The organism is Halomonas alimentaria, from assembly GCF_009902005.1.
GTDB lineage: Bacteria > Pseudomonadota > Gammaproteobacteria > Pseudomonadales > Halomonadaceae > Halomonas > Halomonas alimentaria.
Map to the genome: position 1 here is coordinate 619,179 of NZ_WUTT01000001.1, position 16,708 is coordinate 635,886.

General features: G+C 66.5%; 16 protein-coding genes. 14 read left to right on the top strand and 2 right to left on the bottom strand.

The window, feature by feature from the left end:
* The first annotated feature begins 56 nt into the window (after nucleotides 1-56).
* Complete coding sequence (locus GRB96_RS03020) at nucleotides 57-314, top strand: hypothetical protein (RefSeq protein ID WP_161430388.1); 258 nt, start codon at nucleotides 57-59, stop codon at nucleotides 312-314.
* On the top strand, nucleotides 314-1,141 hold the full coding sequence (xthA, locus tag GRB96_RS03025; protein WP_161430389.1) for an exodeoxyribonuclease III: 828 nt from the start codon (nucleotides 314-316) through the stop codon (nucleotides 1,139-1,141). The genes GRB96_RS03020 and xthA overlap by 1 nt, the downstream gene beginning before the upstream one ends.
* A gap of 56 nt (nucleotides 1,142-1,197) precedes the next feature.
* Here xthA and GRB96_RS03030 read toward each other — a convergent pair whose 3' ends face one another.
* A complete protein-coding gene (locus GRB96_RS03030; protein ID WP_161430390.1) occupies nucleotides 1,198-2,274 on the bottom strand; it encodes a 3-deoxy-7-phosphoheptulonate synthase in 1,077 nt (358 codons plus the stop codon).
* Nucleotides 2,275-2,596: 322 nt separating this feature from the next.
* Between GRB96_RS03030 and rpoE the strand changes: the two genes are divergently transcribed.
* The 11 genes from rpoE (at nucleotide 2,597) to GRB96_RS03085 (ending at nucleotide 13,037) form a co-directional block, all read left to right on the top strand.
* Nucleotides 2,597-3,202, top strand: a complete 606-nt coding sequence (gene rpoE, locus GRB96_RS03035; RefSeq protein ID WP_161430391.1) for an RNA polymerase sigma factor RpoE — start codon at nucleotides 2,597-2,599, stop codon at nucleotides 3,200-3,202.
* A gap of 189 nt (nucleotides 3,203-3,391) precedes the next feature.
* Nucleotides 3,392-4,126 carry a sigma-E factor negative regulatory protein gene (locus tag GRB96_RS03040; RefSeq protein ID WP_161430392.1) on the top strand — a complete coding sequence of 245 codons (735 nt, stop codon included), beginning with the start codon at nucleotides 3,392-3,394 and terminating at the stop codon, nucleotides 4,124-4,126.
* A 14-nt stretch (nucleotides 4,127-4,140) separates the two neighbouring features.
* On the top strand, nucleotides 4,141-5,109 hold the full coding sequence (locus tag GRB96_RS03045) for a MucB/RseB C-terminal domain-containing protein (RefSeq protein ID WP_161430393.1): 969 nt from the start codon (nucleotides 4,141-4,143) through the stop codon (nucleotides 5,107-5,109).
* A 70-nt stretch (nucleotides 5,110-5,179) separates the two neighbouring features.
* Nucleotides 5,180-6,595 (top strand): DegQ family serine endoprotease, encoded by a 1,416-nt coding sequence (locus tag GRB96_RS03050; RefSeq protein WP_161430394.1) that lies wholly within the window; start codon nucleotides 5,180-5,182, stop codon nucleotides 6,593-6,595.
* 156 nt (nucleotides 6,596-6,751) lie between these two features.
* Entirely contained in the window at nucleotides 6,752-8,569 is a 1,818-nt protein-coding gene (gene lepA, locus GRB96_RS03055; protein WP_161430395.1) for a translation elongation factor 4, read from the top strand.
* 28 nt (nucleotides 8,570-8,597) lie between these two features.
* On the top strand, nucleotides 8,598-9,401 hold the full coding sequence (gene lepB / locus GRB96_RS03060) for a signal peptidase I (protein WP_161430396.1): 804 nt from the start codon (nucleotides 8,598-8,600) through the stop codon (nucleotides 9,399-9,401).
* A 52-nt stretch (nucleotides 9,402-9,453) separates the two neighbouring features.
* The gene (gene rnc, locus GRB96_RS03065; protein WP_161430397.1) at nucleotides 9,454-10,143 is read left to right on the top strand and encodes a ribonuclease III; all 690 of its coding nucleotides are present in this window, start codon (nucleotides 9,454-9,456) and stop codon (nucleotides 10,141-10,143) included.
* Nucleotides 10,140-11,039: a GTPase Era gene (gene era, locus GRB96_RS03070; protein ID WP_161430398.1), complete on the top strand. Its 900-nt coding sequence runs from the start codon at nucleotides 10,140-10,142 to the stop codon at nucleotides 11,037-11,039. The genes rnc and era overlap by 4 nt, the downstream gene beginning before the upstream one ends.
* On the top strand, nucleotides 11,040-11,741 hold the full coding sequence (gene recO / locus GRB96_RS03075) for a DNA repair protein RecO (RefSeq protein ID WP_161430400.1): 702 nt from the start codon (nucleotides 11,040-11,042) through the stop codon (nucleotides 11,739-11,741). It begins immediately after the preceding gene.
* 105 nt (nucleotides 11,742-11,846) lie between these two features.
* A complete protein-coding gene (gene pdxJ, locus GRB96_RS03080) occupies nucleotides 11,847-12,656 on the top strand; it encodes a pyridoxine 5'-phosphate synthase (RefSeq protein ID WP_161430402.1) in 810 nt (269 codons plus the stop codon).
* Nucleotides 12,657-12,659: 3 nt separating this feature from the next.
* The gene (locus GRB96_RS03085) at nucleotides 12,660-13,037 is read left to right on the top strand and encodes a holo-ACP synthase (RefSeq protein ID WP_161430404.1); all 378 of its coding nucleotides are present in this window, start codon (nucleotides 12,660-12,662) and stop codon (nucleotides 13,035-13,037) included.
* Here GRB96_RS03085 and GRB96_RS03090 read toward each other — a convergent pair.
* Complete coding sequence (locus GRB96_RS03090) at nucleotides 12,977-15,700, bottom strand: ATP-binding protein (protein WP_161430405.1); 2,724 nt, start codon at nucleotides 15,698-15,700, stop codon at nucleotides 12,977-12,979. The two genes, GRB96_RS03085 and GRB96_RS03090, sit on opposite strands and share 61 nt — an antisense overlap.
* Nucleotides 15,701-15,810: 110 nt before the next feature.
* On the opposite strand from GRB96_RS03090, the gene cysM reads away from it, so the two are divergent.
* Nucleotides 15,811-16,707, top strand: a complete 897-nt coding sequence (cysM, locus tag GRB96_RS03095) for a cysteine synthase CysM (protein ID WP_161430408.1) — start codon at nucleotides 15,811-15,813, stop codon at nucleotides 16,705-16,707.
* Nucleotide 16,708: the final 1 nt, after the last annotated feature.

The window sequence follows — 16,708 nt, forward strand, 5'->3', positions numbered from 1 at the left end:
GCGCGTCTCACCGCGAAGGGCTGGTAGAATGCGCGCCAAAGCAGAGGAGTTTCCCCATGACACGTCGCAAGAAGACCCGTTCGCTGGCCGACAAGGTGCAGATTCGCACCGGTCGACGCAAGGATTACAAGAAGTGGCGCCACGAGAATCCCGATCAGGTGACCTCGTCGACCCGCTATACACAGAAGAAGCGTCAGCAGCGCAAGCTGCAGGCTGCCCGCAAGCAGGCCCGCCAGGAGGCTGGCCAGGAGATCGCCATTCACCCTGAGCACGAAGGCGGCCAGGGATCGGATCAGGGAGGCCCGTCGAACTGATGCGCCTGGTCTCGTTCAATATCAACGGCATTCGCGCGCGTCTCCATCAGCTGGAGGCGCTGGTGACTACCCAGCGCCCGGCCGTGATCGGTCTGCAGGAGACCAAGGTGCAGGACGCCGAGTTTCCCCGCGAGGCGGTGGAAGCGCTGGGCTACCGGGTCGTCTATCACGGCCAGAAGGGCCACTACGGGGTGGCCCTGATGATCGATGTCGCCCAGTGCGGTGAGCCCGAGGAGGTGCACTACGGCTTTCCGGATGACGGCGAGGAGTCCCAGCGACGCATGATCGGCGTGGTGCTGCGCCTGGCCGATGGTGAGCGGCTGACGGTGTGGAACGGCTACTTCCCCCAGGGCGAGAACGTCGAGCACCCGCTGAAGTTCCCCCACAAGCGTGAGTTCTATGCCCAGCTCCAGCGCCTGCTGGAGGGCGCCCAACGCCCCGACGAGCGGCTGGCGGTGATGGGCGACTTCAACATCTCACCCGAGGACATCGATATCGGTATCGGCGAGGCCAACCGCAAGCGCTGGCTGCGGGAGGGCAAGACCAGCTTCCAGCCGGTGGAGCGCGAGTGGCTCGCCGGGATCAAGGCCTGGGGACTCACCGACAGTTACCGCCTCTGCTATCCGGCGGTGGACGACCGCTTCAGCTGGTTCGACTACCGCTCGAAGGGCTTCGAACGGGAGCCGAAGCGTGGCCTGCGCATCGACCATATCCTGGTGACCGCTCCGCTGGCCGAGAAAGTGACCGACGCGGGTATCGACTACGACCTGCGCGGCATGCAGAAGCCCTCCGACCATGCCCCGGTATGGGCCGAACTGGCACTGTAGAGGCGAGACCTGACCAGAAGAAACCCCCACGCCGACTGCAGTGGCGTGGGGTTCAGTCATCCCTCGATGCGCTTGGCCAGCACCGGCGCCAGCTTCTCGTCCATCTCCTTGAAGGCCCGTTCGGTGGTCTCCCAGTCGATGCAGGCATCGGTGATGGAGACACCGTACTTCAGCTGGCTCAGGTCCTCGGTCAGCTTCTGGTTGCCCCAGCCGATGTTGGACTCGACCATCAGGCCGATGATCGAACGGTTGCCCTCGAGGATCTGGTTAGTGACGTTCTCCAGCACCAGCGGCTGAAGCGCCGCATCCTTGTTGGAGTTGGCGTGGGAGCAGTCGATCATGATGTTGGGCTTGATGCCGGCCTTGTTGAGTTCCTGCTCGGCCAGGGCCACGCTGACGCTGTCGTAGTTGGGCTTGCCGTTGCCGCCGCGCAGCACCACGTGGCCGTAGACGTTGCCGCGGGTGCGGATGATCGCCACCCGGCCCTTGTAGTCGATGCCCAGGAAGTTATGGGGATGCGCCACCGACTGCAGGGCGTTGACCGCGACATCCAGGCTGCCGTCGGTGCCGTTCTTGAAGCCCACCGGGCAGGAGAGGCCGGAGGACATCTCGCGGTGGGTCTGGGACTCGGTGGTGCGCGCACCGATCGCCGACCAGCTGATGCAGTCCTGGATATACTGCGGCGAGATCGGGTCGAGGGCCTCGGTGGCCAGCGGCAGGCCCATCTCGGCGAGCTCCACCAGCAGCCGGCGGGCGATATGCAGCCCTTCCTCGATCTCGAAGGAGCCATTGAGGTGGGGGTCGTTGATCAGGCCCTTCCAGCCCACGGTGGTGCGCGGCTTCTCGAAGTAGACGCGCATCACGATATACAGGCTGTCCTTCACCTCGTCGGCCAGGCGGCGCAGGCGGCGCGCGTAGTCGAGGGCGGCGTCCACGTCGTGGATGGAGCAGGGGCCGACCACGACCAGCAGGCGCGGATCCTCACCGTCGAGGATGCGCTGGATGGTGTGGCGCCCCTCGATGACCGTCTTCTCGGCGGCGTCGGTAAGCGGAATCTCCTGCTTGAGGGCTTCCGGAGTGATAAGCACGTCCTGGGAGAGGACGTTGAGGTTGCTGACCTGCTGATCTGTCATTCTGATTCCTGTATGTCGTGTCTGCGCTGAGGGCCTGACGGCGTGATTCTTGTGCGCCTACTATACACCGGGCGGGGTGTGGCGGATCAATCGCGGGAACCTCCTGAGCATGCGCATTGTCTCAGCGCCCGCGTCCGCTAACGACCACCGCTTGATGGATGAACTGGAAAAGGGAACACTTGTGCGACTCTTGTTGACGGTCATCGACCCCCATCCGCCCAGGCTCCAGGTAGACGCTATGCAAGCACGCCACGCTGTTGAAGTTTCAAGGCCTTCCGGACGACGATGCCTTTCCCGTCGCCTGATGACGGGGAGGGTCTAGATGGGCGCCAGGGAAACCGACCAGCAGCTCGTCGAGCGTGCCCAGAAGGGCGATACTCGCGCCTTCGACCTGCTGGTGAAGAAGTATCAGCACAAGATCATCGGCCTGATCGGTCGCTATGTGCACGATCATGCCGAAGTGCAGGATGTGGCCCAGGAGGCCTTCATCAAGGCCTATCGTGCCCTGGGCAAGTTCCGCGCCGAGAGTGCGTTCTATACCTGGATGTACCGTATTGCCATCAATACGGCGAAGAACCATCTGGTGTCCCGGGGACGGCGTCCGCCGGGCAGCGATCTGGATATCGTCGATGCCGAGATCCTCGACCAGAGCGGGCGTCTCTCAGATACCGAGACCCCCGAGGCGGCCATGGCCCGCGACCAGCTGGAGGCGGCCATCTTCGAGGCGATCGAGGCGCTGCCCGATGACCTGCGCACGGCGATCACGCTTCGCGAGCTGGATGGCCTCTCCTACGAGGATATCGCCAATATCATGGAGTGCCCGGTCGGCACGGTACGTTCGCGTATCTTCCGGGCACGGGAGGCGGTGGATGCGCATATCCAGCCGCTGGTCACCACTGCACGTAATCGCGAGGCGGACGATGAGTGAGCTGCGCCAGGAAATTGTCGATTTCTTGTCGATTCGCTGAACTGTCCGGCGCCTTTGGCGTCACATGCAGTGTTCGATCCGCCCATGGCGGTTCAGGATGTCGGCATTCCCGGAGCAGCTTCCGCGAATGCCGATATCAGGCTGATAACGGATGCAAGGCCAAGGCCTTGCCAGGCTGAGGTGTAGAGAATGAGTCAGAACGCACGGGAATCGCTTTCTGCCCTGATGGACAACGAGGGCGACGAGCTGGAACTTCGCCGCGTGCTGAAGTCGCTGGAAGACGAACCGGATGCCGCCGAGGCGTGGCGACGCTATCACCTGATGCGCAGCCTGATGCGGCGTGAGACGGAAGTGGATGTCAGCGTCGACCTTTCCGCGGGTATCCTGGCGCGTCTCGAGAGTGAGCCGGCGCCGGTCCTTGACGCCACCACCACGCCATCCGCCCACCGGCGCTCGCTACCATTCGCGCGCAGTGCCGGCATCGCCGCCGCCGTATCGTTGATGGTGATCACCGGCGTGCAGTTCTACAACGGCGGGGGCCTTCCCGGCGAGTCCACGTCATCCGAACTTGCCGCCGGCGCCGGAGAGGGGTCGCAGATCTCACCCGCCGGCCTCTCGGACCCCAGCCTCTCGGACCCCAGCCTCTCGGACCAGAGTGTTCAGCGACCCTCCCTGGCCGATCTGCCGCTCTTCCAGCTTCCCCAGGGGAGTGGCAGTGGTCTGATGACCGTGGGTGCCAGCATGCCGAGCACGCCGATGTTCATGGCCCCCAGCCAGCGGCAGTCGCTGATGGCAGACGAGGAGCAGGCGCGTCTGCTCCAGTCCTATCTGGATCGCCACGCCGAGGGGGCTGCCTATCGCAGCGGAGACTCCTGGATGCCGCTGCTGCGCGCCAGCGGTGGCGATAGCCTGGGCCAGCGCTGAACGGGAGGCAGGCGATGCGCGTTCTTCGCAGCTGCGCCGCGGGCCTTCTGCCGTTTCTTTTGGCAACCGCAGTGCCGGCAGTGGCGCTGCAGGTGACACCCGAGGCGGATAGGTTCGATTGTCGTTCGCTCGAGAAGGAGCCTGTACCCCAGAGTGCGCTCGACTGGTATGAGCTCAGCCTCTGGGCGGGTCACTGCTACCGCTACGACGCTCACGCGGTGCGTATCGGCTTCGACGGCGTGCGTACCCTCGTGCTCAGTCACGAGGTCAGCGGCGGTCTCGAACATGGCCAGGTCCGTTTCCTCGATGGCCCCCCCATGGCCGTCGAGCGTCGCAGCCGCATTGGCCGCCTGGGCTGGTCGGGGGGTAGCGAGGCGCCCGCCACACCCAATGGGATCGCCTCCAGCATTGCCTCCCACTACCGGCTGAGCCTGGGCGAAGAGGAGCGCATCGCCAACCGGCGTGCGCGTCGCCTGGATGTCTCACCGCTCGACAGTTTTCGCTACGGGAAGCGGCTGTGGCTCGATGTCGATACCGGATTGACCCTCAAGCAGAGCCTGCTCGACGAGACCGGGCGGGTCGTGGAGACCTTCCAGCTGACGGTGCTTGAGCGGCCGCGGTTGCACCAGGGTGAGGTGAGCGTCGACGCCCCCCGCGAGGCGCCCCAGGATGCGTGGAGCCCCGGCTGGCTGCCCGCCGGTTTCCTGCCGCAGCCGGTAGAGACCCGCAGCGGGCTCCATGGCAGTGATGTGACCCACCGTCTCTACAGCGATGGTCTCTCCACCTTCAGTGTCTTCGTCTCGCCCCTCGACGGCATCGAGCCCCTGGCCCCCGGTCTGCACCGGCTCGGCGTCTCCCACGCCGTGGTGCGTCACCGCGAGCTGGGCGGCTCCCCTCGCCAGGTGGTGGTCATGGGCGAGATGCCGCCGCGGGTATTGCTGCAGGTTGCCGATACCCTGAACTGGGAAGCCGCCGACTCCTGACCCCCTGGCGAGTCGATGTCGTTACCCCGTTATCTTCGCATTGCCCAACCAAAACCACGCAGGAGCTAACATGATGCGAACGTTGCGACACCTTTCCCTGTGGATGCTGCTGGCCGGGACCCTGCTGGCCTGGCAGAGCGCCATGGCCCGTGAGCTACCCGACTTCACCGAACTGGTGGAGGAGGCCGCCCCCGGCGTGGTGAACATCTCGACGACTCGCATGGTCGAGAGCCGAAACCCCTTCCAGGGGTTCGGCAACGAGGAGATCCCCGAGATCTTCCGGCATTTCTTCGGCGACCGTTTTCCGATGCCGCCTGGCCAGGCGCCCGGAAGGCCCCAGGAGCGTCAGTCGCTGGGGTCCGGCTTCATCATCAGCAATGATGGTTACATCATGACCAACGCCCACGTGGTCGATGGGGCCGACGAGATCCTGGTGCGCCTCAACGATCGCCGCGAGCTGGCGGCGGAGCTGGTGGGCAGCGACGAGCGAACCGACGTGGCGGTGCTCAAGGTCGACGCCAGTGACCTGCCAACGCTGCGTCTGGGCGACTCCGATGACCTCAGGGTCGGTGAGTGGGTGGCCGCCATCGGCTCCCCGTTCGGCTTCGACCATTCGGTTACCGCGGGCATCGTCAGCGCCATCGACCGCACTCTGCCCCGGGATGCCTATGTGCCGTTCATCCAGACCGATGTGGCCATCAATCCGGGCAATTCCGGCGGGCCGCTTTTCAACCTCGACGGGGAGGTCGTGGGCATCAACTCCCAGATCTTCACCCGCAGCGGTGGCTTCATGGGGCTATCGTTCGCGATTCCCATCAACGTGGCCATGGACGTCGCCGACCAGCTGCGGGATGGCGGCGAGGTGCGCCGCGGCTGGCTGGGGGTGATGATCCAGCCGGTATCGCGTGACCTGGCCGAGTCGTTCGGCATGGACGAGCCGCGTGGTGCCCTGATCGCCGACATCGACCCCGAGGGTCCGGCGGCCGAGGGCGGCCTGCAGGCCGGCGACGTCATCCTCGCCGTGGATGGTGCGCGAGTGCATGACTCCAGCACCCTGCCACGGCTGATCGGGCGCACCGCGCCGGGCAGCGACGTCGAACTCGAGCTGATGCGTGATGGCGAGCGCCAAACCCTCGAGCTGACCCTGGGTGATTGGCCCGACAGCGGCAGTGCCGCCGCCGGCGAGAGCCGCGACAGTCAGCAGGCGCGCCTGGGTATCTCCGTTGTCGAGCTGGATGCCACCGAGCGCGAGCGCCTGGGTATCGAGGGTGGCGTGCGCATCGCCGAGGTCGACCCCACTGGTGCCGCGGCGGCGGCGGGCCTGCAGCCCGGCGACATCCTGGTCAGCATCGATCACCGGGCCGTCACCAGCGCGTCACAGCTGGTCTCCCTGGTGAGTGAGCTGCCCGCGGATCGCGCCGTGCCGGTGCGACTCTATCGTGATGGTCGTTCGCTGTTCGTGGCCCTGCGCCTGGCCGGCGACTGACCCTCTCCTTCACGCCACGCCCCTGCAGCCCGACGGTCCTCCCGTCGGGCTGCTGTATCTGGCACCAGCATCCCGGTACAATGCGCCTATCCTGGCCGCCGGCCAGCGCTGCTCTGCTCGGCCCCGGCCCGAACCCCATCAGGTAGAAGTCCATCGATGTCCCAAGACACCTCCTCCGACAAGCTCAAGCATATCCGCAACTTCTCGATCATCGCGCATATCGACCATGGCAAGTCCACGCTGGCCGACCGGTTGATCCAGACCTGCGGCGGTCTGACCGAACGCGAGCTCAAGGAGCAGGTGCTCGACTCCATGGACCTGGAGCGTGAGCGGGGCATCACCATCAAGGCGCAGTCGGTGACGCTCGACTACCACTCGCCGGATGGCAATACCTACCAGCTCAACTTCATCGACACTCCCGGGCACGTCGACTTCTCCTACGAGGTGTCGCGTTCGCTGTACGCCTGCGAGGGGGCGCTGCTGGTGGTGGATGCGGGCCAGGGCGTCGAGGCGCAGTCGGTGGCCAACTGTTACACCGCCATCGAGCAGGGCCTCGAGGTGCTGCCGGTGCTCAACAAGATGGACCTGCCCCAGGCCGACCCCGACAAGGTCTCCCACGAGATCGAGGAGATCATCGGCCTGGACGCCACCGACGCTTGCCAGGTCTCGGCCAAGAGCGGGATGGGCATCGATGCGCTGCTCGAGCGGCTGGTGCGTGATATCCCGCCGCCCAAGGGAGATCCCGAGGGTCAGCTGCAGGCCCTGATCATCGACTCCTGGTTCGACAACTACCTGGGCGTGGTCTCGCTGGTGCGGATCTTCGATGGCACCCTGAAGAAGGGCGAGAAGATCCGCATCAAGTCCACCGGTCGCGACTGGCAGGTCAACGAGGTAGGCATCTTCACGCCCCAGCGCAAGGAGACCGGTGTGCTGCGTGCGGGCGAGGTGGGCTTCATCGTCGCCGGCATCAAGGAGATCCAGGGGGCACCGGTGGGTGACACCATCACCCACACCAAGACCCCGGATGTGGCGCGCCTGCCCGGCTTCCAGAAGGTCAAGCCCCAGGTCTATGCCGGCATGTTCCCGGTCAGTGCCGACGACTACGAGGACTTCCGCGACGCCCTGGAGAAGCTGGCACTCAACGACGCCTCCCTGGAGTACGAGCCGGAAAACTCCGATGCCCTGGGCTTCGGCTTCCGGGTCGGCTTCCTCGGCACCCTGCACATGGAGATCATCCAGGAGCGTCTCGAGCGCGAGTATGACCTGGACCTGCTGACCACGGCGCCCACCGTGGTGTATGAGTTGGCGCTCAAGAATGGCGAGGTGATCTACGTCGCCAACCCCTCCAAGCTGCCCGACATGGCCGACGTCGAGGAGATGCGCGAGCCCATCGTGCGTGCCAGCATCCTGGTGCCCCAGGAGTTCGTCGGCAACGTCATCACCGAGTGTGAGCAGCGCCGCGGCACCCAGAAGGACATGCAGTTCCTGGGCAGCCAGATCCAGCTCACCTACGAGCTGCCGATGAGCGAGGTGGTGATGGACTTCTTCGATCGCCTGAAGTCGATCTCCAAGGGCTATGCCTCGCTGGAATACAACTTCGAGCGCTTCGAGGCCGCCAAGCTGGTGCGCCTGGATGTGCTGATCAACGGCGACAAGGTCGATGCCCTGGCGGTGATCATCCATCGCGATCATGCTCACTCCCGTGGTCGCCTGCTGGTCGAGAAGATGAAGGAGCTGATTCCGCGCCAGATGTTCGACGTGGCGATCCAGGCGGCCATCGGCGGCCAGGTGGTGGCCCGCTCCACCGTCAAGGCGCTGCGCAAGAACGTCACCGCCAAGTGCTATGGGGGCGATGTCTCCCGCAAGAAGAAGCTGCTCGAGAAGCAGAAAGCGGGCAAGAAGCGCATGAAGCAGGTCGGTCGGGTCGAAATTCCCCAGGACGCCTTCCTCGCCGTGCTCCGGGTCAACGACTGATTCCACCAGCCAGGGACAAACAACTGCCATGGACTTCTCACTGCTGCTGGTGATCGCCGTCGCCGTCACCGGCGTGATCACCCTGCTCAACCTTATCTGGTGGCGTCCGGCGCGCCGCCAGTCGCTGCAGGCCGCCGAGGCCGGCACTACCGAAGGCTTGACGCCCCATGCCCGGGAGCAGGTGCTGAAGGAGCCGTGGCCGGTGGACTACGCCCGCTCCTTCTTCCCCGTCTTGCTGGTGGTGTTGGTGCTGCGAAGCTTCGTGGTGGAGCCGTTCCAGATCCCCTCCGGCTCCATGCGCCCGACCCTGGAGATCGGTGACTTCATCCTGGTCAACAAGTTTGCCTACGGGCTGCGCCTGCCGGTGGTGCATACCGAGATCCTCGACCTGGGCGAGCCCGAGCGTGGCGATGTCATGGTGTTCCGCTTCCCCAGCGAGCCATCGGTCAACTTCATCAAGCGCGTGGTGGGACTGCCGGGCGATCGCATCCGCTATGAGGGCAAGCAGCTCTACATCAATGGCGAGGCGGTGCCCAAGGCGCTGCTGGCCGAGGGGCCGGCCAAGGCACCCGGTGAGCTGATGCTCGCCGAGCAGCTGGGCGAGGTGGAGCACCGCATCTACAATAATCCCCGGGATCCGGGACCCCAGATGCGCGAACTGGTCGTGCCGGACGGCCACTATTTCACCATGGGCGACAACCGCGACCACTCCAACGACAGCCGCTATTGGGGCTTCGTGCCGGAGGACAACGTGGTGGGTCGTGCCTTCGCCGTCTGGATGCACTGGGACGGCGGCCTGCCCAGCTTCACCAGCATGCGGCGCATCCACTGACCGTGCCTTGCACACTCAGAATCAGACGACAGAAACAGACAACAGGATTTTCGTGAGCCAAACCCTCAACGCCTTCAGCCGACGTCTCGGCCACGACTTCGGCGACGACTCGCTGCTCGAGCTTGCCATGACCCACCGCAGCTTCGGTGGCCAGAACAATGAGCGCCTCGAGTTCCTGGGTGACTCCATCGTCAACTTCGTCATCGCCGAGGCCCTGTTCCGGCGCTTCCCCGAGGCCCGGGAGGGGCAGCTCTCCCGCCTGCGCGCACGCCTGGTCAAGGGTCAGACCCTGGCCGAACTGGCCCGTGAGATGGGCTTCGGCGAGCACCTGCGCCTCGGCTCCGGGGAGATGAAGAGCGGCGGGCACCGCCGCGAGTCGATCCTTGCCGACGCCGTCGAAGCCATCATCGGTGCCATCTATCTGGACGCCGGCATGGAGGCGGTGCGCGCCCGGATACTCTCCTGGTATGCCACGCGGCTCGAGGAGATCAGCCTGCAGGATACCCAGAAGGACCCCAAGACGCGGCTTCAGGAGTTCCTGCAGTCGCGCCAGGTACCGCTGCCGCGCTACGAGGTGGTCAGCGTGGAAGGCGAGGCCCATGCCCAGACCTTCACCGTGGAGTGCCACGTGGAGTTGCTGGAGAAGCACACCACTGGCATCGGCTCCAGCCGCCGGCATGCCGAGCAGCAGGCCGCCGAGATGGCCCTGAAGCAACTCGAGCCGAAAGGAGTCCGGTCATGACCCAGACCTGTGGATTCGTGGCCATCGTCGGCCGTCCCAACGTCGGCAAGTCCACGCTGATGAACCGTATCCTCGGCCAGAAGGTCTCGATCACCTCTCGGCGGCCCCAGACCACTCGCCACCAGGTGATGGGCATCAAGACCGAGGGGGAGGCCCAGTTCATCTACGTCGACACCCCTGGCATCCATATCATGGCCCGCGATCGCAACAAGGCGATCAACCGCTTCATGAACCAGGCGGCCACCCAGGCCCTGCGCGACGTCGACTGCGTGGTCTTCATCATCGACCGCACCCGCTGGAGCGAGGAGGACCAGGTGGTTCTGCAGCGTCTCGAGCATGTGGAGGCGCCGGTGATCCTGGCCGTCAACAAGGTCGACCGCCTCAAGGACAAGGCGGAACTGCTGCCCTGGCTGGAGTCGGTGGGGGCACGCCGTGATTTTGCCGCCATCGTGCCGATCTCCGCCAAGCACGGTACCAACGTGCCGGAGCTCGAGGCCGAGGTCGCCAAGCACCTGCCGGAGAGCGTGCATTTCTTCCCCGAAGACCAGATCACCGACAAGAGCCAGCGTTTCCTGGCCGCGGAGCTGGTGCGTGAGAAGGTCATGCGCCAACTCGGCGACGAGCTGCCCTACCAGATGACCGTGGAGATCGAGGAGTTCCGCGACGAGGGCAGGGTGGTGCATATCAGCGCCCTGATCCTGGTCGAGCGCCAGGGGCAGAAGAAGATCCTCATCGGCGAGAACGGCGAACGCATCAAGAGCATCGGTCGCGAGGCGAGGCTCGACATGGAGCGTGCCCTGGGCGCCAAGGTAATGCTCAACCTCTGGGTCAAGGTCAAGCGCGGCTGGTCCGATGACGAGCGGGCGCTGAAGAGCCTGGGTTACGACCTCGACTGAATGACCCCCGAACCGGCGTTCCTGCTGCATAAGCGGCCCTACCGAGAGGCGAGTGCTCTGGTGGAGCTGCTGACGCTGCACCACGGGCGGGTGCGGGCCGTGGCCCAGGGTGTACAGCGCCCCGGCTCACGCTCCCGCGGCCGGTTGCAGCCGTTCGCTCCGCTGCATGTGACCTGGGTGGGCGAGGGTGAGCTCAAGCGACTGCGGCTGATGGAGAGCCGCGGCGCGGTGGCGCTGCTGGCCGGGGAGGGGCTGCTGTGCGGCCTCTATGCCAACGAGTTGCTGACACGCGCGCTGCCGGTGGAACTTCCGGTGGCCGAGGTCTTCGCCTTCTATACGTCGCTGCTCGAGGCGCTGCCGCGGCCCGACTCCCGCGCCGGTGCCCTGCGCTGCCTGGAGTTCTCGCTGCTCGAGGCGCTGGATGCCGCTCCGCGCTTCATCGACGCCGAGGGTGGCGAACTCGACCCTCAGGCACGTTATGTCTATGACGCCACCAGCTGCGCCTTCCGACCCGGTCAGCCGGGCCTCGACGGGCGCACCCTGCGCCTGCTCGCCGCCGGCGACTGGGCCGCACCCGGGCTCGCCGGGCCTGCCAAGGCGGTGGCCCGCGCCGCCCTGGCACCGCTGCTGGGCGCTCGCCCACTGCGCTCCCGGGAGCTGATGCGCCAGCTTGCCGAGCGACGCAGGGGCGGTTCACACTGATTGCTTTCTTGCGACTCTCGTTTTGGCCGCCGGATCAGCCCCGTGATCACGGCTATCTATCAAGCGTGACTTCCTGCTGACTCTTTGACACTCCTGGAGCCATTCATGCATCCCCCCCGTATCCTTCTCGGCGTCAATATCGACCACATCGCCACCCTGCGTCAGGCCCGTGGTACCCGCTACCCGGACCCGGTCCAGGCGGCGCTGCTCGCGGAGGAGGCCGGCGCCGATGGGATCACCGTCCACCTGCGCGAGGACCGCCGGCATATCCAGGAGCGCGATGTGCGCCTGCTGGCCGAGGTGCTCAACACCCGCATGAACCTCGAGATGGCGGTGACCGAGGAGATGATCGCCCTGGCCGAGGAGGTGCGCCCGGCACACGTCTGCCTGGTGCCCGAGAAGCGCGAGGAGCTCACTACCGAGGGCGGCCTCGACGTGGTGGGAGGCTTCGAGACGATCCGCACCGCCTGCCGCCGCCTGGCCGCCGCGGGCTGCGAGGTGTCGCTGTTCATCGACCCGGAGCCTGCCCAGATCGAAGCCGCCGCCAAGGCCGGTGCCCCGGTCGTCGAACTGCATACCGGGGGTTACGCCGAGGCCACGAGAGACGCGGCAGCCCGCGAGCATGCGCGGCTCTCGGCGGCTGCCGAGATGGCCATGGAGCTGGGCCTGACCGTCAATGCGGGGCACGGGCTGCACTACCATAACGTCGAGGCAGTGGCCGCCATCCCGGGTATCCATGAGCTCAATATCGGCCACGCCATCATCGCCCGCGCGCTGTTCGTGGGCCTGAAGGAGGCGGTGGCGGAGATGAAGCGCCTGGCGATCGCCGGCCAGGAGGCGGGCTTCGTCGCCGCCCTCGAGGAGCATGACCATGACCACGAGCATGCGCACGACCACGACGACCGCGTGCACTGAGCGATGATTCTGGGGATCGGTACCGATATTGCCAGGGTGGCGCGCTTCGAGGCCGCCCTGTCACGCCGGGGCGAACGCCTGGCGGGGCGCCTGCTGGGGGAGCTGGAGCGCGAGCGGCTCAACGAGCAGGTCCGGCCCGCGGCCTTCCTGGCCAAGCGCTTCGCGGCCAAGGAGGCCTTCGTCAAGGCGCTGGGTACCGGCCTCAGGAACGGCATGCGCTGGACCGAGATCCAGGTGGTCAATGACACCCTCGGCAGGCCCTCGCTGCTGCTCGCCGGCAAGGCCCACGAACTGGCGCGAGCCGCCGGGGTGCGTGCCACTCACCTGTCGCTATCCGACGAGGTGGAGTTCGCGGTGGCCTTCGTGGTGCTGGAGGGGTGAGGGTCCAGGGGATGCTCGCTACGCCAGCGGCGCAGCTCCCCCATGGCGCTGAACAGGTCCTCCAGCAGTGGTGTCACGGCCTCGCGCCCGCGGGTTCTCAGGCGGGTCTCCATGGTCTCGGCAAGCAGCCCCAGACGCGGCGCACCGCAGTAGCGGCAGGCGCCATTGAGGGCGTGAATCGCGTCCAGTAGCGCCTCGTCATCCTGCTCGGCGTGGGCACGACGTATCGTGGCTTCGCCCTCGTCGAGGGAGTCGATCAACTGGTCAAGCAGCTGTCGGGCCAGCGATTCCCGGCCGCCGGCCAGGTCCGTGCCCAACGACAGATCCACCGCGCGCAGCTCCGAGCCCGGGGGCTGGTCCGGCGGGGCGGTGCGGCTGGTGAGCGGTGCCGTGAGATGCTCGGGCGCTCTGCCCAGATGGCGAGTCAGCAGGGTGGCCAACTCCTCGGCGTCCAGGGGCTTGACCAGTACGTCATCCAGGCCACTGGCCAGCAGGCGTCGACGCTCGTCCTGCAGGGCATGAGCAGTCACGGCGACGATCGGCGTGCGGCTCCATGCCTCCCCGAGATGACGCAGCGCGTGGCTCGCCTCGATGCCGTCCATGCCCGGCATGCGGATATCCATCAGCACCAGGTCGAATTGCTGCCGGCGCCCCAGGGCCACGGCCTGCTCACCGCTGCTGGCCAGGGTGACTTCCATGCCGGGGCCGGCCAGCAGTTCGCTCATCAGCCGGCGGTTGGCGTCGTTGTCGTCCACGGCGAGCAGGTGCAGGCGGGTGTCGGGGCCGCTCGATGCGTCGCCGCTACCGGAGGCGTCCTGCTTCCGGGGCAACAGTCGCTCGATGGCGTCGGCCAGGGTATGTCGGGTCACCGGCTTGGCCAGGATCTCTCCGCCATGGGGCAGCGCCAGGTCGGGGAAGTCCAGCGGACTGGCGGTGCACAGCAGCAGGGCCGGACAGGGCAGCTCGGCGAGGCGTTCGCGCCAGTGGCGCAGCTGCTCGGAGGAGTAGGGCGGGGCACCCAGGCTGGCCACCAGTAGGCTGGCCGAAGAAGAGGCCGACGCCTTGGCGTCCAGTGCCCTGGCTCCCCAGCGCCGTAGGAGGTACTGCAGGGCACGCCGCGTGGCCGGGTGCGGTTCCTCCAGCAGGATACTCGCCCCCGCCAGATGCAGCTCCGCTGGCCGCTCTGTTCCGGTTTCGCCGGCCAGTGGCAGGGTGAAGGTGAAGGTGCTGCCGTGTCCCGGCTCGCTCTCCACCCCGATCTCACCGCCCATCTGCTCCACCAGCTGGCGGCAGATGGAGAGCCCCAGCCCGCTGCCGCCGAACTCCCGCGAGTGGCTCGGGGCCGCCTGCTGGAAGGCATCGAACAGCCCGCGGCAGTGCTCCGCCGACAGGCCGATGCCGGTGTCCGACACGCTGACGCGCAGGGTGACCCGGCCGGGCTCGGTTTCCTCCACCATGACGCGCACCAGGACCTCGCCGCGCTCGGTGAATTTCACCGCATTGTTCACCAGGTTGGTCAACAGCTGGCGGATGCGCATGGGGTCGCCATGCAGTATCGTCGGCACGTCGTCATAGACCATGCCGACCAGTTCCAGTCCCTTCTGCTGGGCCGTGGGGGCTTGCAGGGCCAGTACCTCGTCGACCAGCTCCACCATCTCTACCGGCAGCCGCTCGAGCTCCAGCCGGCCCGCCTCGAGCCTGGAGTAGTCGAGCACGTCATTGACCAGCAGCAGCAGGTTGCCGCAGGCACGGTTGACGTGCTCCAGCCACTCCTGCTGCCGTGCATCCAGTGGTGAACGGCCCAGCAGCCGACAGAAGCCCACGATACCGTTGAGCGGGGTGCGGATCTCATGACTCATGTTGGCCAGAAACTCCGACTTCACCCGGTTGGCTTCCACGGCGCGCCGATGGGCCAGGTCGAGCTGCATGTTCTGGACCTCGACGGTCTCCATCGACTCCTCGAGTTCCGCGGTGGCCTGGGCGATCTGGCGCTGCATCTCCTCGCGGGCCTCCTCCAGTCGCGTGGCCAGCGTATTGATACGGCTGCCCAGGGGAGGTAGCTCGGTGGGCGAGGGGGGCAGAGGGCGTACAGGCTTGCCGCGGGTCAGGCGTTCCAGGGTGGCATCGATCTCCTCGAGGGGGCGTTGCAGGCGCCGATAGCTGACGCTCGTGGCCAGCCCCAGCACGCCCGCACCCAGCAACAGCAGCAGGCCGGCACCCGCCAGCTGTCGGTAGTGCTCGAGGAGCAGCCCGCTGGCGTCGATATCCATGACCAGGCGTTCGCCGCTGCCATCGAGGGGGGTGCTCAGTCGCCAGTGGCCGTCGCCATGACGCTGCCACCCCGGCGCGTCGTCGAGGGTCACGCCCGTCTCGAGGCGCCCGATCTCCACGCGTGGCGTGCCGCCGGCATCGACCACCGCCACGGCCCTGACCTCCCTGAGATCCAGCAGACGGCCGGCGCCCGCTTCCAGGGCTTGAGTGTCATTGTCCTGCAGTGCGGCCGTCAGGCCGGGCTCGATCAGACCCACGGCCCTTGCCAGTTCCGCCTCAAACCGCGCCTCATGCTGTCCGCGGTGCAGGGGCAGAGTGATAAGCGCCACGCTGACCATCAGCAGCAGGGGCAGTACCAGGGCGATCAACAGCAGGCGCAGCTTCAGTGACATGGGAACTCTCGGGTAGGGATGACACCAAATGCCACGCGGCCGAGGATGCCTGTCCACCCCGGAGCCACGCGGATATAATGTTGAAAATACCTTTAGAGAAGGATGCTTGCATGCATTTTCCCACCATCGAGGAGATTGTCGGCCACACTCCGCTGGTGCGCCTCAAGCGGATCGGCGCCGGCCGCAACAATGTGCTGCTGGCCAAGCTCGAGGGCAACAATCCGGCGGGCTCGGTAAAGGATCGTCCGGCCCTCTCGATGCTCGAGCAGGCGGAGGCTCGCGGCGAGATTGTGCCGGGTGACACCCTGATCGAGGCCACCTCGGGCAATACCGGCATCGCGCTGGCCATGGCCGCGGCCATCAAGGGCTATCGCATGGTGCTGATCATGCCCGAGAACGCCTCGGAGGAGCGCAAGCAGTGCATGGCCGCCTATGGCGCCAGGCTGATCACGGTCAGCAAGGAGGGCGGCATGGAGGAGGCTCGCGACGTCGCCGAGGCGATGCTCGCCCGCGGCGAAGGCAAGCGGCTGGACCAGTTCGCCAACCCCGACAACCCGCTCTCTCACTACCGCGGCACCGGCCCGGAAATCTGGGAGCAGACCGGCGGCACGGTGACCCACTTCATCAGTTCCATGGGCACCACCGGCACCATCATGGGCGTCTCCCAGGCGCTCAAGGAGCGCAATCCCGGGGTCGAGATCATTGGCCTGCAGCCCGAGGATGGCGCCAGCATCGCCGGCATCCGTCGCTGGCCGGCGGAGTACCTGCCGAGCATCTTCGATGCCAGTCGCGTCGATCGGGTACTCGATATCGGCCAGCGCGAGGCCGAGGTGCATATGCGCCGCCTGGCCCAGGAAGAGGGCATCCTGGCCGGCGTCAGCTCCGGTGGCGCCCTGGCCGGTGCCCTGCGCGTCGCCGAACAGGTGGAGGATGCGGTGATCGTGTTCATCGTCTGCGACCGCGGCGACCGCTACCTCTCCACCGGCCTGTTCGCCCCGGAGGCCTGAA

What these genes read in the sequence shown, in the direction of transcription:
- GRB96_RS03045 (WP_161430393.1), top strand. Translation starts at nt 4,141, where the DNA reads ATGCGCGTTCTTCGCAGCTGCGCCGCGGGCCTTCTGCCGTTTCTTTTG.
- lepA (WP_161430395.1), top strand. Translation starts at nt 6,752, where the DNA reads ATGTCCCAAGACACCTCCTCCGACAAGCTCAAGCATATCCGCAACTTC.
- GRB96_RS03050 (WP_161430394.1), top strand. Translation starts at nt 5,180, where the DNA reads ATGATGCGAACGTTGCGACACCTTTCCCTGTGGATGCTGCTGGCCGGG.
- pdxJ (WP_161430402.1), top strand. Translation starts at nt 11,847, where the DNA reads ATGCATCCCCCCCGTATCCTTCTCGGCGTCAATATCGACCACATCGCC.
- GRB96_RS03085 (WP_161430404.1), top strand. Translation starts at nt 12,660, where the DNA reads ATGATTCTGGGGATCGGTACCGATATTGCCAGGGTGGCGCGCTTCGAG.
- GRB96_RS03090 (WP_161430405.1), bottom strand. Translation starts at nt 15,700, where the DNA reads ATGTCACTGAAGCTGCGCCTGCTGTTGATCGCCCTGGTACTGCCCCTG.
- GRB96_RS03020 (WP_161430388.1), top strand. Translation starts at nt 57, where the DNA reads ATGACACGTCGCAAGAAGACCCGTTCGCTGGCCGACAAGGTGCAGATT.
- lepB (WP_161430396.1), top strand. Translation starts at nt 8,598, where the DNA reads ATGGACTTCTCACTGCTGCTGGTGATCGCCGTCGCCGTCACCGGCGTG.
- cysM (WP_161430408.1), top strand. Translation starts at nt 15,811, where the DNA reads ATGCATTTTCCCACCATCGAGGAGATTGTCGGCCACACTCCGCTGGTG.
- GRB96_RS03030 (WP_161430390.1), bottom strand. Translation starts at nt 2,274, where the DNA reads ATGACAGATCAGCAGGTCAGCAACCTCAACGTCCTCTCCCAGGACGTG.
- rpoE (WP_161430391.1), top strand. Translation starts at nt 2,597, where the DNA reads ATGGGCGCCAGGGAAACCGACCAGCAGCTCGTCGAGCGTGCCCAGAAG.
- recO (WP_161430400.1), top strand. Translation starts at nt 11,040, where the DNA reads ATGACCCCCGAACCGGCGTTCCTGCTGCATAAGCGGCCCTACCGAGAG.
- xthA (WP_161430389.1), top strand. Translation starts at nt 314, where the DNA reads ATGCGCCTGGTCTCGTTCAATATCAACGGCATTCGCGCGCGTCTCCAT.
- GRB96_RS03040 (WP_161430392.1), top strand. Translation starts at nt 3,392, where the DNA reads ATGAGTCAGAACGCACGGGAATCGCTTTCTGCCCTGATGGACAACGAG.
- era (WP_161430398.1), top strand. Translation starts at nt 10,140, where the DNA reads ATGACCCAGACCTGTGGATTCGTGGCCATCGTCGGCCGTCCCAACGTC.